Annotated in this window: 13 protein-coding genes and 3 pseudogenes; 11 read left to right on the top strand and 5 right to left on the bottom strand. The window is 56.8% G+C overall.

Annotated features, from left to right (window positions below):
- Position 1: 1 nt before the first annotated feature.
- The 6 genes and pseudogenes from cobJ to B9H04_RS05520 all read left to right on the top strand — a co-directional run bounded on the left by cobJ (position 2) and on the right by B9H04_RS05520 (position 4,535).
- Entirely contained in the window at positions 2-1,027 is a 1,026-nt protein-coding gene (cobJ, locus tag B9H04_RS05495) for a precorrin-3B C(17)-methyltransferase (RefSeq protein WP_085682518.1), read from the top strand.
- Positions 1,017-1,298 carry a ferredoxin gene (locus tag B9H04_RS05500; RefSeq protein WP_049932995.1) on the top strand — a complete coding sequence of 94 codons (282 nt, stop codon included), beginning with the start codon at positions 1,017-1,019 and terminating at the stop codon, positions 1,296-1,298. Before cobJ ends, B9H04_RS05500 begins: the two co-directional genes overlap by 11 nt.
- Complete coding sequence (locus B9H04_RS05505) at positions 1,295-2,008, top strand: hypothetical protein (protein WP_049932996.1); 714 nt, start codon at positions 1,295-1,297, stop codon at positions 2,006-2,008. The genes B9H04_RS05500 and B9H04_RS05505 overlap by 4 nt, the downstream gene beginning before the upstream one ends.
- Entirely contained in the window at positions 2,005-3,222 is a 1,218-nt protein-coding gene (locus B9H04_RS05510; RefSeq protein ID WP_049932997.1) for a CbiX/SirB N-terminal domain-containing protein, read from the top strand. Before B9H04_RS05505 ends, B9H04_RS05510 begins: the two co-directional genes overlap by 4 nt.
- Before the next feature lie 24 nt (positions 3,223-3,246).
- Complete coding sequence (locus B9H04_RS05515) at positions 3,247-3,624, top strand: DUF3209 family protein (RefSeq protein WP_049932998.1); 378 nt, start codon at positions 3,247-3,249, stop codon at positions 3,622-3,624.
- Between the two features lie 276 nt (positions 3,625-3,900).
- Positions 3,901-4,535 (top strand): annotated as a pseudogene (locus B9H04_RS05520) (IS6 family transposase).
- Between the two features lie 292 nt (positions 4,536-4,827).
- Here B9H04_RS05520 and B9H04_RS05525 read toward each other — a convergent pair.
- The 5 genes and pseudogenes from B9H04_RS05525 to B9H04_RS05545 form a co-directional block, all read right to left on the bottom strand.
- Positions 4,828-5,688 (bottom strand): phosphate ABC transporter ATP-binding protein, encoded by an 861-nt coding sequence (locus B9H04_RS05525; RefSeq protein ID WP_049932999.1) that lies wholly within the window; start codon positions 5,686-5,688, stop codon positions 4,828-4,830.
- Positions 5,685-6,542 carry a PstA family ABC transporter permease gene (locus tag B9H04_RS05530; protein ID WP_049933000.1) on the bottom strand — a complete coding sequence of 286 codons (858 nt, stop codon included), beginning with the start codon at positions 6,540-6,542 and terminating at the stop codon, positions 5,685-5,687. Before B9H04_RS05530 ends, B9H04_RS05525 begins: the two co-directional genes overlap by 4 nt.
- Entirely contained in the window at positions 6,539-7,486 is a 948-nt protein-coding gene (gene pstC / locus B9H04_RS05535) for a phosphate ABC transporter permease subunit PstC (RefSeq protein ID WP_049933001.1), read from the bottom strand. Before pstC ends, B9H04_RS05530 begins: the two co-directional genes overlap by 4 nt.
- Positions 7,480-8,466, bottom strand: coding sequence for a PstS family phosphate ABC transporter substrate-binding protein (locus B9H04_RS05540; protein WP_049933002.1), 987 nt, complete (start codon positions 8,464-8,466; stop codon positions 7,480-7,482). Before B9H04_RS05540 ends, pstC begins: the two co-directional genes overlap by 7 nt.
- 229 nt (positions 8,467-8,695) lie before the next feature.
- Positions 8,696-9,274 (bottom strand): annotated as a pseudogene (locus tag B9H04_RS05545) (IS6 family transposase).
- Positions 9,275-9,513: 239 nt separating this feature from the next.
- Here B9H04_RS05545 and B9H04_RS05550 point away from each other — a divergent pair.
- The 5 genes and pseudogenes from B9H04_RS05550 to B9H04_RS05565 all read left to right on the top strand — a co-directional run bounded on the left by B9H04_RS05550 (position 9,514) and on the right by B9H04_RS05565 (position 14,948).
- Positions 9,514-10,191: a helix-turn-helix domain-containing protein gene (locus tag B9H04_RS05550; RefSeq protein ID WP_049933003.1), complete on the top strand. Its 678-nt coding sequence runs from the start codon at positions 9,514-9,516 to the stop codon at positions 10,189-10,191.
- Positions 10,192-10,448: 257 nt separating this feature from the next.
- Positions 10,449-11,216 carry an SDR family oxidoreductase gene (locus B9H04_RS05555; RefSeq protein WP_049933004.1) on the top strand — a complete coding sequence of 256 codons (768 nt, stop codon included), beginning with the start codon at positions 10,449-10,451 and terminating at the stop codon, positions 11,214-11,216.
- A gap of 93 nt (positions 11,217-11,309) precedes the next feature.
- Positions 11,310-11,459: pseudogene (locus B9H04_RS17900) on the top strand (ISH3 family transposase); the annotation flags it as partial.
- Positions 11,460-11,798: 339 nt separating this feature from the next.
- A complete protein-coding gene (locus B9H04_RS18950) occupies positions 11,799-11,972 on the top strand; it encodes a hypothetical protein (protein WP_162141825.1) in 174 nt (57 codons plus the stop codon).
- A gap of 477 nt (positions 11,973-12,449) precedes the next feature.
- Positions 12,450-14,948 carry a hybrid sensor histidine kinase/response regulator gene (locus tag B9H04_RS05565; protein WP_049933005.1) on the top strand — a complete coding sequence of 833 codons (2,499 nt, stop codon included), beginning with the start codon at positions 12,450-12,452 and terminating at the stop codon, positions 14,946-14,948.
- Positions 14,949-15,255 lie beyond the last annotated feature (307 nt).

Raw genomic sequence — 15,255 nt, forward strand, 5'->3', positions numbered from 1 at the left:
AATGAGTGACACCACCTGCGGACCGACGGACGAATCGAGCTCGAACTGCGGCGGCAGCGATCCCGAGACGGCGATCGACGGTGGCCGCGCAGCGAACGACGCGGCCACCGACGGGGGAGCGGCGACGGAAAACACTAGCGCGTCGTCGCCGTCGTGCGGCGCGAGCGACTCCAACGGCACCTCCTCGTGTGGTAGTACGAAATCTTCGGCGACGGACGAGAAGGTCGGATCGACCGCTGACGACTTCTACGCCAACCCGGGACGGCTGTTCGCCGTCGGACTCGGCCCCGGGCAGCCGGAGGGAATGACGCAGCGTGCTAAGGCGGCACTACTGGAGGCGGAACACATCGTCGGATACACAACGTATATCGACCTGATTCCGGACGACGTCACCGAGGCCGCCGACGAGCTGTACGACACGCCGATGTGCGGCGAAGTCTCTCGGACCGAAGAAGCGGTCGACCGCGCGCTCGCGGGCAACGACGTCGCAATCGTCGGCTCCGGCGATCCGAACGTGTACGCGCTCGGCGGACTCGCCTTAGAAATCATCGAGTCGAAGGGTGCGACGGCATCGGCGCTCGACTTCGAAGTCGTCCCCGGCGTCCCGGCCGCGCAGTCGTGTGCCGCTCGCGTCGGCGCGCCGCTCGTCAACGACTCGGTGTCGATCTCGCTGTCGGACCACCTCACGCCGATGGCGGACATCGAGTCGCGACTCCACGCGGTCGCGGCAGAGGGGTTCACGATCGCGATATACAACCCGTGGAGCCGGAAGCGACGCGAGAACTTCGAGACGGCCTGCGAGATCCTCTCGGAACACCGGCCGGCCGACACGCCGGTGGGTGTCGTCCACGGCGCCGGGCGCGACGACGAGGCCGTCGAAATCGTCGAACTCGGCGAACTGAAGTCGCTCGGCGAGACCGACCTCATCGACATGACGACCACGCTGCTCGTCGGCAACGAGGAGACGTACGTCTGGGACGGCCGGATGATCACCCCGCGCGGCTACGAGAGCAAATATGACTACTGAGCACGTCGACACCGGGACGACGTACCGCGTTTCCGTCGATCTGAACGCCTGCGACGGCGTCTTCGCCTGCCTCGTCCGCGACGATCGGTTCGTCGAGGCCGACGGGGGGCTCGTAGGCTTCGATCCCGCGGACGCCGTGACCTCGGTCGAACGTACCTCCGACAAGGCTGCCGCGACGTTCTGTGACGAGCGTATCGACGAGGCACAGGCAGCCGCGACGGCCTGTCCGCTGGACGCGATCAGCGTCGAGGAACGCGAGGGCGAGATATGAGCGCCGTCGAGACGACGCCGGACGACATGCTCGCCCGTCACCCGGAGACTGCCTATTTCTGGGGCCACGTCGCCGGCGGCGGACGAGTGACCGATCAGGGGATCGAGATCGAAGTCAGCGATGAGGACGCCGCACGCCGCCTGTCCGCGATCTCTGGTGGCGGAACCGTCGATCATCGGATCGCTGAGCGCGACTTCGCACATGACACGGCAGTCACCCGGCAGGCCGACGAATACACGGTACAGATCATCGACCCGACGCTGGCCGCGAATGCCGCTGCGGCGCTCGGATTGCCGGTGGGATCGGATCCCGGCGGGTATCGGTTCGACGCCCTCCGCGACCACCGTCGAGAGCTGCTTCGCGGGTTGTTGGAGGCGTGCGGCGTCGTCTGCTTCCGCGAGTCGAGCGCCTCGGTCGGCATCTCGTTCGTCCACGACGACGCCCGGCTGTTGGAGCGGATCCGGACATCGCTCGACGTGGCGGGGTTCGACTCCGAAGAACCGCAACCGTCGTCGTCGGGCGGATACTGGTTCGGCGTCGCTGACGGCGACACGGCCGCGTTCGCTGAATGGGTCTACGAGGGCGCAGGCGACAGCGGGCTGTTCGCGACAAGCCGTCGTCAAAAGGCGCTCCGAAGCGTCGAGCGGGCCACAGGCCTCGATGTGGGAAGCCTTATCGAACCGATCGACACGGACGGAGGAGACTCATGAGCCGGACGGCAGACGCCGTCGGAATCGGCGACGAAGAGACAGCACTGCTCGTCGGCCACGGCTCTCGTCGGGACAAGTCGAACGAGGCAGTACGCGAACTCGCGGCCGGTCTCGAGGATCGTCTCGGCGTCTCGACCGACGCTGCGTTCCTCGAACTCGCGGAACCGTCGATCCCCGACGCCATCGGCACGCTTGCGCACAGTTCGTCGCGCATAACGATGGTGCCGCTGTCGCTGTTTGCGGCCAGTCACGTCAAAAACGACCTCCCGCTCGCCATGAAGCGAGCGCGAAGCGAACACCCGGGCGTTACCTTCCATGCGGGCGCGCACCTCGGCATTCATCCCGCGATACTCGACCTCCTCGACGATCGGTCGCGGGACGTGGAGGCACAGTTGGGGGTCGACCGCGACGACGACGACGTCGCCGTCGTGGTCTGTGCTCGCGGCTCCTCAGACCCGGACTCAAACGCCGACGTACACAAGCTCGCCAGATTGCTGTACGAGGGTCGCTCGTTTGATCGGGTGGAAGCCGGGTTCATCGGTGTCACCGAACCGCTCCTCGACGAGGTGCTCCACGACGTCGCAAAGACCCGACCAGATGTAATCGTCGTGCTGCCGTACATGCTCGGCGACGGCGTCCTGACCGGTCGGATCCGCGAGGGGGCAGCTGAGTTCGACGCAGAGTACCCGTACGTCGACGCCGCGGCCGGCGACCCGCTTGGAACGGACACCCGTCTGCTAGACGTTCTTTCGGACCGGTGGCAAGAGGCGCGGACCGGCTCGGTCGACATGTCGTGTGACACGTGTAAGTACAAAGTAGAGCTTGATGGGTACGAGGAAGACGAAGGAGGAGCGCGTGCGATGCTCCGCGCACTAACTCACCAGCAGGCACACGAGGATCGCGACGACGTCGCCGACGAACCGCACGCTCACGACGCGCCTGAGACCCACCTCGCCGTCTGTACGAACCAGACGTGCGCGGCGGACGGTTCGCCCGCCGTTCTGGAAAAACTCCGTCAGGCCGCGCGAGACGCCGACGCAGACGTTCACGTCACGCGATCGTCGTGTTTCGATCAGTGCGGCGACGGCCCGATCGTCGCGCAGTATCCCGACGGCGTATGGTACGGGACCTGCGACGATGAGGACGCCGATCGAATCGTCTCCGCCGTCGAGCGGGACCGAATCGTTAGCGACCTCGTTCACCAGACAATATGACCGACAATCAGACTTCGATCCACGATGAGTTGTGACGAAATCGAAGCCCTGCGGCTCGGGCTTATGAACACCCTCGGAAACTCGGACGACGCGGTTCGACGGCACGCAGAGCAGGAAATCGGTGATAAACTCGACGGAGACACACCGATCGCCGCCCTCTCGGCAGCCGAGTCCCTAACGGAACTCCAACGACATCTTGACGCCGCACTCGTCGACTTAGAGGAAACAGTCGCAGCCCTCGACGCGGACGACCCGGAATACGCGTACACTCGAGGACGCCTCGTGGCCGTCCGGGACGCCGAGCGATCGTTGGCTCGACTCGCCGACTCGGGCGAATCGCTCCTCAACGATCTCGGGGATTCCCATCACACGCTTCACGAGGTTTTCCCCACCGAGGGGTGAACTCGCGGGAGAAACGGATGGGCGCTACAGGATTGTGAGCCTCTGAGAGACGGTCACCTCGCTCCGTTCGGCGCTACGTCTCTCGTGGCTCAAATCCTTTGGCCCAGTTTTGATTACTCGTTCCGCTCGGCGTCAGAAACATGGGCGCTACAGGATTCTTACCAAACCGCAAGACAGCACGAGGGTTGGACTGCTATCCATTCAATCAACCCCCGGAAATGTCCGCGGTGTTCAGATAAGGATTGAAAAGTGAGGCGGTGCGTCTTCAGAGTGTCTATGCCCGAAAACGACCGCCTCAACGGCTGTTTAGACGAGATCAAGTTAGATTTTGTGGAGCGAGAGGCAACACCGCGGCTGTTGATGAAGCTCAGTATTCAGCTTCATTCAGCAGGATTATCGTTTTCAAATACTGTTTCGTTTCCTGGGGTATTCGGTGTTGGACGAGTGCGCTCCACCGTTCACAACTGGGTTCACAAAGCCGATCTACAGCCGGAATCTGGTCGGAGCCCGAATCACATTGCGGTTGATGAGACTGTGATTCGGCTTGACTATGAACAATATTGGCTGTACGCTGCTGTCGATCCGGAAACGAACGATCTGCTTCATACACAGCTTGAGCCGACAACAAATAACGCTCTCGCAGATCGGTTTTTCACTGATCTCTGTGACAAACACGACGTGGATAACGCAACCGTTCTCATAGATGGATCAGCTTCACTCCAGAAAGCCTGTCGCAAACACGACCTCGATTTCAGATACGAGCGACATGGAAATCGGAACAGCGCCGAACGTGTCTTTCGTGAGGTAAAACGCAGAACTGCCAGTTCTCAAACTATTTTAGAAACGCCAAAGCAGAAACTGCTGACGAGTGGTTCAGATCATTCGCTTTCGCATGGAACCAGCTTATCTGAACACTACGCCTGAAAGAACGCAAATTTTAAATATTCTGGACCATTTGAAGAGACAATCAGATAATTATCAACCCAATACTTATTATTCTGATCCTCCGTTCACCAGACTCTATCTGCGAATCAATTTGATCTAGCAATCGAAAGTTCGTATCTTGATGCTCTATGATTTGAGAATCTCCGTTCACTTCCTCAGGATCAATATCTGCCTGAATTGTTCTTTAAGTCCGTCTGTCAACTACTTCCGCCCCCTCAAATACGGGTCTAGAGATAGACTCTATTTTTACTACCTTGTTCACTGCTTGTCATCGCCGGCAGTCGACCCTTTACTCCCGTCAGGGGCCGGTGGTGTGGCCGTCTGCTCGGCAGGTGTGTCGTCGCGGTCAACCGGTGTTGTACCGCCAATAAACGTCTTTGTCCGCTCCTCTTGTGGATCTTCGAAGAACGACTGAACGTCGTTGCTCTCGATAACCTCTCCGAGATAGAGGAACACGACCTCGTCGGCGAGTCGGCGTGCCTGAGCCATACTGTGGGTGACAAGAATAATCGTATACTCGGATTTTAATTTTCTGAGCGTCTTCTCGACGCTTTCGGCCGACACCGGATCGAGCGCGGAGGTCACCTCGTCACAGAGCAACACGTCCGGCTCGACAGCCAATGACCGGGCGACACAGAGCCGCTGGATTTGTCCGGTTGATAGCTCCGCGCCCGGCGCGTCAAGCCGATCGGCGACCTCATCCCAGAGGTTGACTTTCCGGAGATAGGTTTCGACCTTCTCGTCGAGATCGGCCTTCGACTCGTAGTCACCGTGGATGCGCAGCCCGTAGGCAACGTTTTCGTAGATCGACACCGGCAGTGCGGTCGGGGTCTGGGGAACGTAGCCGATTTGTCTGCGTATCTCCGGGGCTGGCACGTTGGTATTGTACACCGAGTCCCCGGAGAGCAAGACATCACCGTCGATCTCAACGTTCTCTTGAATATCGTGAAGCCGGTTGAGCGATTTCAACAGCGTCGATTTCCCACAGCCGGAAGGGCCAATAATTGTTGTGAGCGTGTTGGCCGGGAAGTCGATAGAGACTCCTTTGACGGCTTCGATTTCGCGGTCGCCGGTGTACGTTACTGAAAGCTGGTCTGTCGTGAGTGGGATCTCTGTCATCTGTTTCCTCCGGGTGTATATCGCGCGTAGCGGCCGGCTAACAGCTTCGAGAGGAGGATCAAGCCGAGCACAGCAATAGTCAACACGAACGCCGCCGCGTAGGCGTGGGAACGAACCTCAGGATTAAACGACATCGCCTGATCGAAAATGAGCACCGGCAGCGTCGTCGCCGCCTCGAACAGTCCACCAGGCATCCGGGTGCTTCGGCCGGTGGTAAACAGCACGGTTGCCGCATCGCCAATACCGCGGGCAAACCCCATCACCAAGCCGGCGATAACGCCTGGTGCGGCCGCCCGAACGGTCATCCGCATGCTCTCAAACCGGGTCGCACCAAGCCCGTAGGTCGATTCTCGAACCGTCTCCGGGGCTGCACGCAACGCCTCGTCGGTGTAGCGCGTCATAATCGGGTACTGGAAGATAGCGATAGCGACGATGCCGAAAAATAAACTTGTCTGGGCACCTGTAGCGATGATGATCGTCAACACGAAGACGCCGTAGACGATTGGCGGGGTACCCCACAGCACGTTGAGAAACATGTTCACAGCGTCGGAAAACCGTTTACTGGAGTAGTCGCTCTGGAGATAGACCGCCGTCGACACCGCAGCCACCATTGAGACGATGGTTGCCGGGCCGACAATAAAGAGGCTGCCAAGCACTGCATGTAGAAAGCCTCCCGTTCCTTCGAGCATGTATCGCGAGCCGGGTGGCGTGAGTACAATCGATGGATCGGCAAGCAACACGCCCCCACCTCTGACGACGGTGACCCCGATGACCAACAGTAACACACCGACGACAAGCAGGGCGGCCGCCCGCACCGCGATACCGAACAGTCGCTGTGTGGTATAGCGGTTCATTGGTACTGCCACCGCCGTTTGAGCCGCCGCTGGACGAGCATCGCCCCGAAGTTAAACAGCCAGACGACGACGACGAGCATCAGCCCGACAAATATCAACGCCGACTGTGTGAGCGGGAGCGACATCAGCTCGCCGAAATCATTGACGATCAGCGTTGGCAGCGTCTGGCCGGTCGAGAAGACCGAGGTGGGAATCTGTGTCTGGCCGCCGATCAGCAACGCTGGTACGATCGTCGCGCCGAACACGCGCCCAAAGCCGAGTAAGATCGCCGAAAAAATCCCAGGCCCAGCCGCCCGAAGCAACACCGATCGGATCGTCTCAAACTTGGTTGCGCCGACGCCGAGCGACGTTTCCCGCAGCTCGTCGGGGAGCGATTCGAGCGACTCGACCGACAGCGAGGTCATAAACGGGGTGACGACGATCGCCATCACAAGACTGACAGTAAAGATGCCGACGCCAGCGGTGCTCTCGTTGAACACCGGGGCGACGTAGCTACCGATAAACGGCACGACGACGATCAGTGCGACCAGCCCGAAGATCACACTCGGGATCGCCGCCAACACATCGATCAGTGCGGCGACGAGTGTTTTTGTTCGCCCTTCAGCGTACTCGGCGATATAGATCGCCGCACCGAGCGCAATCGGAACCCCCATTACCATCGAGAGTGCGGTGACGTAGACGGTACCGACGATCGCCGGCAAAAAGCCGAAATTGTTCCGCGCAGGGTCCCAGTTTGTAGAGGTTAACATCGAACTCAGCGGATACTCCGAGAGGATTGGCAGCGATCGGTAGAACAGTAGTAGTGTGATCCCCCCAAACAGCGCGATCGCCAGATACCCCGCCAGGGTGAGCCAGTAGCTACTGTAGCGTTCGGCAAGCAGCCGTCGGCCGAGGCGGCTCGACCGAGCCCGCTTCCGCAGACTGTCGGTGTCGGTGGTCACGATTCCGTGTTGTTTTCCAAGGTCGCTCGTCCATCTTCAAGACGGTCTTCCGTTAGAGGGACGTAACCGTTTTCGGAGACATACTGTTGGCCGTCAGTGAGCACCCACTGTATAAACGGCGCGACAGAGGCGTCGAACGTGCCGTTTGCGGCGAGCCACATCTCGCGGGCCGGCGGTGCCGGGTAGTCGCCGCGCTCAACGGCCGCGAGCAACTCGCCGCGAGTTTGATAGAACGACTCCGATTCAGAGAGTCCGTCACCGTTTTGATCAAGGGGAATCGGCCGGATATCACCGTCGAGTTCGCCGCTGTCGAGATTGTAGACGTAATTGACGTTGTTCATCGCGATGGCGTTCTCGCTCTCGCCGAGCGACTGGGCAACCGGCTGATCGCCATTGAAGTTGCCGTCCGAGAGTCCCTCAAGATCGTCTTGTGTGTAGGCGTCGCCTTCGCCGCCGAGGAACTCACCCCACTTTTTGTACGCCGCAGAGGCGTCCGAACGGCCGTAGACGACGATCTCGGCGTCAACACCGGCGTCTGGAAACAGTTCTCCCCAGTTAGTGATCTCTTTAGTAAATATTGCTTCTAACTCCGCTCTAGTTACCCCCTGTGATTGAATCTGATCGATAACCGGGTTGTCTTTATTAACCGTTCCCACGACGGTGTCGATCAACATCGGCACCGCGACCAGCCCGCGTTCAAGTTCCTCTTCAAAGGGTTCACGCCCCATCATTGCTACATCAACCTGATTATTAAACAGATCTGACACTCCGACCCCAGTGCCGCCGCCGGAGATATCGAAGGCAAGGTCGCTTTGCTCAGCATAGATGTCAGCCCACACCTGTACCATCGGCAGTGGCCCGACGCCACCAGAAATCCGCACTGTTTGGCCGCCATCGTCGCCGCCGAGACAGCCGGTAAGTGAAACCGCGGTGCCGGCAGCCGCCGCGTTCAGCACAGACCGTCGTGAATGCCGTCGTGCCATCACTCATTGGAAGGCTTTACTACATATAATTGCTCATTAAACGACAAATGTGGGCTGTTCACCGACATACCTGTAATTGTTGCTCCTATCTAAGTTCAATATGTGAGACAAAATACAAATTACTAATCAAGTCGCAGATGCCGGCAAGAAATCTGACCTTGCGGTCGTGTTAATTTTGACGTGAATTGTGGTAGACGGCGAGGGCTTCGAGCCAGTTTTGAGCTGTCTCTCACGCGACATTGCTAAAACTGTTCGCAAACTAAGATGTTCGTCGTTTTATTTCTCAAAAGACACGTTCGATGGCATTCCAACTTCCATGCCGAATGACTTAAAATCGATAGCCGTCTTCAGCGAGGATTGAGCCGAGATAGTCTGCGTCATCGACGAGAAATTCCACGTTATCGAGCTGATAGCGCCGGTGTAGCTCGGTGAGAAACTATCGCGTCGTCTGTTTATTTGTGGTTGGAAAGAGGCTCACGGGGAGGATCCCGTTCGTCTGTGGATCAACCGCGCCGTACAGCCAGAACTGCTGGCCGTGGAGGCGGATCATCTTCTCGTCAGCCGCGAGTTGATTCTCGGAGACGGTTGAGATCGGCTGTAGATTGGCTTTATGAACCCAGTTATGAACCGCAACGTAGCTCCGATCGATCCCAAACAGTTCAAGATGTTTACTTGCCTCACGAAGTGACATACCGACCAAATGACAGCGGAGCCCTAGTTCAATCGCCCAGCGAGGCGTTCGACCTCGCTCCACAAACGGCAAGTCGATCCACGTGATACGTTCGCTGAGGCGGCCGAATTCTGGCATAGCCACTCAGAAATTGTCCGCCTCATCCTCTAACTTAACGCGACCACGATCAGACCACAGAAACTTTCACTTGAATAGCGACTGACATCAGTAGATGACGCAGCGCGACTCTGGGACGTGAGCGAGAAGCTGACTGGCGTCGAGTATGACTTCGAGACAACCGAGACGGTGAAAGCACCACAGTGAGTCTCCCCAGCGTGGAAACTCGAAATTAAATAGACCGAAGCCAACTATCACCCATGGTACTCGTCGCCGAGATTCTCCTGGCTGACCGCACGCTCCCACTCGTTGGACTTGCAGAAGCGATTCCAAGCGGTGAGCTATCGATCTCGAACCCGTTTATTCTCAACAATAACAAGATACTGATGACGGTAACTGTCGATACAGGTTCGCACGGTGTGTTCGATCGAAAACTGGATTCGGCTACGGAGGTTATCAATGCGATGGAAATTGGACAAACCGCCGACGGCTGGTTCTATCAACTCATCGTGAGAGATGACTCGAATCTTGCCCGGTCTCACGACCCAGAAGAAATTGAGGGAGTTGTCATGGATGCAACAGTGACCAGCGAAGGGATTCGCGAACAGAAGGTGTTCTCGGATTACGAGTCGTTAGCCACACTGCGAGATCGATGTAAGGTCCACGACATTCCATTCGAGCTGTTAAAGATCGCGTCAGACCCCGAGAACGACGGCGAACGCGACCAGTTCGGGTTGACCGACAAGCAGTACCGGGCCATCTCGATCGCCTTCGCCGAGGGGTACTACGATTCTCCGCGTGAATTCACGACGGATGATCTTGCGTCCGAACTCGATGTCTCAGCCGCCGCGGCGTCTGATCTCCTGCGCAGAGCTGAGAGGCAGCTGATAAGCGAGACTGTTGGTCCACAGCAGTATATGAGTGTCTTGCCGCAGTAGCCTCGGACTCTTTCGGGATTCCATCGACTGTTCCATGTGAGTAAATCTTGTCTCTCGGTCGCTTTTCGCCAGACTGTCGTCTGATCTCGCACCCTCTGACCCCACAGGTTGTCGCACCCAGCGTTTAATTTAGCGGAGTGTGACTCCATCAGAATCCCGCTCAATACCCTGGAGTGTGAAGTATGGTCATTTGTCTATATAAATGGGTTTACTGGTAAGCACAACTCGCTCCTTCCGGTATCACATATCTTCTGTTGATGTCTGATAACCTATCGACTGACAGCAAGTACCTTTCCGACAGTGTTGCGATTGTAACTGGCGCATCTTCAGGAATCGGCGAGGCGACTGCCGAAGCACTTGCCACAGAGGGCGCAAGCGTCGTGCTTGCAGCACGGCGTGTCGACGAACTCGAAGCGCTCGCGGACCGAATCACCACGGAAGGTGGAGACGCACTCGTCGTCGAAACCGATGTCACGGAGGAAGACGATATTGACACACTGGTCGAGACGACTATTGACGAGTACGGCCAGATCGATGTCCTCGTGAACAACGCCGGCGTGATGCTTCTCGAGCCACTGGAACGAGCAGACCGGTCGAATCTCCGGCAGATGGTCGAAGTGAATCTGATAGGGCTGATGAATCTCACGCACGCTGTGGTCCCCATCATGCAACAGCAAGACGGTGGCCACGTCGTCAACGTCTCGTCAGTTGCGGGGCGGGAAACGATGACCAACGGAAGTGGCTACAACGCCACGAAGTTCGGTGTCACTGCCTTCACCGATGCCATTCGACAGGAACTCTCGCCACAGGACATCCGAACCACGGTCATCGAACCGGGTGCGGTTGATACTGAGCTCCCGACTCACATTACTGACGAGCAACTGCTTGAACAACTTTCCGAAGTGGATATGCCAACGCTAGCTCCCGAAGACATTGCCCGTGGAATCGTGTACGCAACGAACCAACCCGAACACGTCGACGTCAACGAACTCATGATTCGCCCGACTGGACAAACGATGAACTAGCACCAGCCTCTAAGCCTCGCAGCCGATCGCATCTTCAGTACCTCACAAAGCGAGTTAGTTAGAACGTCTGCTTGCTGAAGATGTGTTCAAGACCTGGCGACGCCCCGCCGAGGCGGACGTCGCCTCTGGTGGTGGCCGTACAAGGAGTTCGTCAATATGGTTCGACGGGCTGCGTGAACTGCCCTCGCAGTGCGTCGGGTCGTCCGCGCGAACCGGCCATCTGACGACCGGTTCCACCGGTAGTCACTGACCGAGCAAGCATCTTCGCAAGTGGCAACGCTGTCGCGTCGGCGGCTGACCGCCGCCGACAGCGACAACTCCGTCTTCGATCAGCGTTGCTCAACCGTGATCGACGACTCATCACAACATAACAGGTGGTTCAGGTCACGCTAACTGGCAATGCTTTGTGAGGTACTGATACTGAATCACAAAAAAGTGCTCGTCGCGGCAGATCCGTCGATCGTCCCACACCACGAGGTGCGAATACTCGCCAGCTTCAAGATCGCTGACGCATACTTGAACGCGATCGTTCTGGTCTAGGAGGCCCGCCGAATTATCTCGTGTCATCGTCGAGAAGCCAGTGTGGATCCAGAGATCGAGAACCTCCACCTCGTCGGCGGCGTCCTTCGCGAAACCTTGGACCAGCCCACGCTGGTCTTCGAGCCCAACGTCATCATCGTCACCCTTCGACTTCCGGATTCACGCGAGTGCTTTACTCATCGACGACCGTCACCTCTAGAGAGCTTCCCGATTTGACCTTCCTGTTGAGTCTCTTTCCGTCAAGATCCATAGCCTCGGCGAGTCCTTTCGGAACTGTAACCCTGTACTGCCCGTTCGCCCCCTGACTGACTCTCGTTTTCGCCATCTCTATATAGGCCTATTATTAGGGTTAGACTTAGTTCTAATGTAGGTGTTCAGAAAACCCCCGTTTCTTGTACGGTCGCTCGTCTGTAGGAGATTGTTAGTACAGTCGTCGCTAGTTGAGCCGAGGGCTAATCGACCTTCTAGGCATCTCTACCGTGAACCCCTATTTTGATTCATACACCGCAAGCCGCAAGACCGCAGTCTATCAACAATGTGCTACGCAAAGGTTAACGGAGTCAGCGAGTGTCGGCTGTGCCGTCGAGTTTCCGCTGTTATCCCGGTGAAATGCCGCGTGTCGGCAACCCTCTGAATTTCTGTCTTGAGAGATGCTTGGATAGTGTTATTATCCAGCCATTATTGTATTCGTTCATGAACAGTGAAGCAAGCATCCACGTGCTTCATGTCGACGATGAACCAGACTTCGCTGAGTTAACTGCGGAGTTTCTGAAACGCGAGGATGATAGCTTCACCGTCACGACGGCGACGAGCGCCAGTGAGGGGTTAAAACATCTCTCTTGTGGCGACTTCGACTGTATCGTCTCTGATTACGATATGCCTACACAGAACGGTATCGAGTTTCTCAAATCCGTCCGAGAGAACTCCCCTGACCTGCCATTCGTGCTGTTTACTGGCAAGGGTTCTGAGGAGGTTGCTGGTGAGGCTATCTCCGCTGGCGTGACTGACTATCTCCAAAAAAAGCGTGTAGCTGACCAGTATACTGTATTGGCGAACCGACTGCGAAACGCCGTCGAACGATATCGTGCGGAAAAAGAGCGCAAACGGCAGCGCAAAGCCATTGAAACGGCGCAAGAAGGCATTAGCATCCTTAATGAGGACGGTGAGTATATCTACGTCAATCAGGCCTACGCAGACATCTACGGATATGACCCCGACGAGATGGAGGGGAAACACTGGGAACTGATCTACCCCGACAGCGACACAGCGATGGTGCGGGACGTTATTTTGCCGACTGTCGCCGAAGACGGCTACTGGAGCGGGGAGACAACTGGGCTCCGAGCCGACGGAACGACCTTCGTTGAGGATCACACCGTTGCTCAGACGGAGACCAGTGAGCTAGTCTGTTCAGTACGGGATCGCTCTGTGGAACAAGAACAGGAGATGGCACTCACTCAATTTCGCACACTCGTCGAGACTCTCAACGATCCGGTCTACGTACTTGATGAAACAGGACACTTCGAATACGTGAACGACGCGTTCATCGAAATAGTTGGGTACGACCGTGAGAGAATTATTGGAGCGTCACCAACACTAATTAAATCATCGGAGGTGGTCGACCGCTCGGAAGATCACCTCGGGAGGCTTCTTTCGTCGAACGGCCCCGATAGTGTACAGTTCGAGATTGAGGTCCAGCCCGCCAAAGGGGAACCAATCCCCTGTGAGGATCACATGGGCGTCTTACCCTACGAAGGGGAGTTTTTCGAGGGGTCAGTTGGGATTTTGCGTGATATCAGCGAGCGTAAAGAGCGCAAACAAGAGCTTGAACAGACAAATACTGTTCTTCGTACAATCGTCGAAAATCTGCCGATGGGCGTACTCGTTGAAGACGCTGAACGTGACGTACTCATGGCAAACGGCCAGTTGGGCGAAACACTTGGCGTTCCGATCGACAGTGAGGAAGTAATTGGACGCGACTGCGCCACAGCAGCTGAAGAATTTAAATCCCGATTCACCGACCCAGAGGCGTTCATCGAAGTGATTTCCGAGCGACTTGAACACCGGGAGCTGGTTCAAAACGAAGAACTCCAACTCACAGATGGTCGCGTGTTGGAACGTGATTACGTGCCATATACCCTGTCCGAAGGTGAAGCGAACATATGGTTATATCGTGATGTCACGACTCGTAAGCAGCAAAATCAAGAACTTGAGCAGGCCAACGAGTTCCTTTCCCAGACCCAGACCGTCGCAGACATCGGTGGCTGGGAGCTTGACCGCCGAACAGAGTCACTCCGATGGACCGATGAAGTCTACCAGATTTACGGCGTCAACATGGACTTTGAACCAACAGTCGAGAACACAGTCGAGTTCTATCATCCTGAAGATCAGACAACGATTCAGGATGCCGTCGAGCGAGTGTTAACTGATGGGGAACCATACGACTTGGAGTCGCGCATCGTCAAAGCTGACGATGAGGTGCGATGGGTCCGTACCCGCGGCGAGCCTTGGCGTGAGGATGGCAAAATCGTTGGTGTGCGCGGCACGTCTCAGGATATTACTCAGCGGATAGAACGCCAACAGAGACTAGAGGAGTTCGCCAGCGTTGTGTCTCACGATCTTCGGAACCCGCTGAACGTTGCTACCGGGCATCTTGACTTGGTGGCCGACGAGTGTGATAGCGACCATCTCGACAGTGTCCGCCGAGCACTAGATCGGATGGAGGCGCTGATTGAAGATCTTCTCATTTTGGCTCGGAATAATAAAGAGGTGAGTGACACTCAGCCAGTTGATCTCGACACGATAGCTGAGAGGTGTCGGGAGAACGTTCAGATGGAGCAGGGACGCGTAATTACTACCGTCGACCGAACCGTGTGGGCAGACAGCAGTCGTCTCAAGCAAGTATTTGAGAACCTGTTTCGAAACGCGGTTGAACACGGTGGGCCAGAAGTGACAGTGACGGTCGGAGAACTAACTGACGGGTTCTTTATTGAAGACGATGGGGCAGGCATTCCGACCGACGAACGCAACGCTGTCTTTGAGGTCGGCTACTCGCAGTCGGCAAATGGAACTGGGTTCGGACTGAATATTGTCAAACAGATTGTCAATGCTCACGACTGGCAGATTCGCGTTACGGACGGGACTGACGGTGGAGCACGGTTTGAGATCACGAACGTTAATTTCGTAGATGAATAGACATTATTGATATCCTGCCCAATCTACTCTGATGGGATGAAAGCCTGCTAAGTCCCCAGCGTGCGTGAAGAGGTACTGGGGTGGTCAAAGGCCGATGATTCAACAGCGTCATAGAACGCGTGGCTCTGATTGGCCTACCTACCAAGGACGCACTATCATGGGAGGCCGCCCGGATGCCGTTAATGAGTATGAAAACTTTTGTTAGTTAAGCTTGATAGAAGAGTAATGGAGCGCTCACGTCGAAAAGAGATTGAGCATCACTTGACTGAGGAAGAAATCGATGAACTGCTACGTGAGGCCGAAGACG

Source organism: Halorubrum ezzemoulense DSM 17463 (assembly GCF_002114285.1).
In the GTDB taxonomy this organism is placed as follows: Archaea; Halobacteriota; Halobacteria; order Halobacteriales; family Haloferacaceae; genus Halorubrum; species Halorubrum ezzemoulense.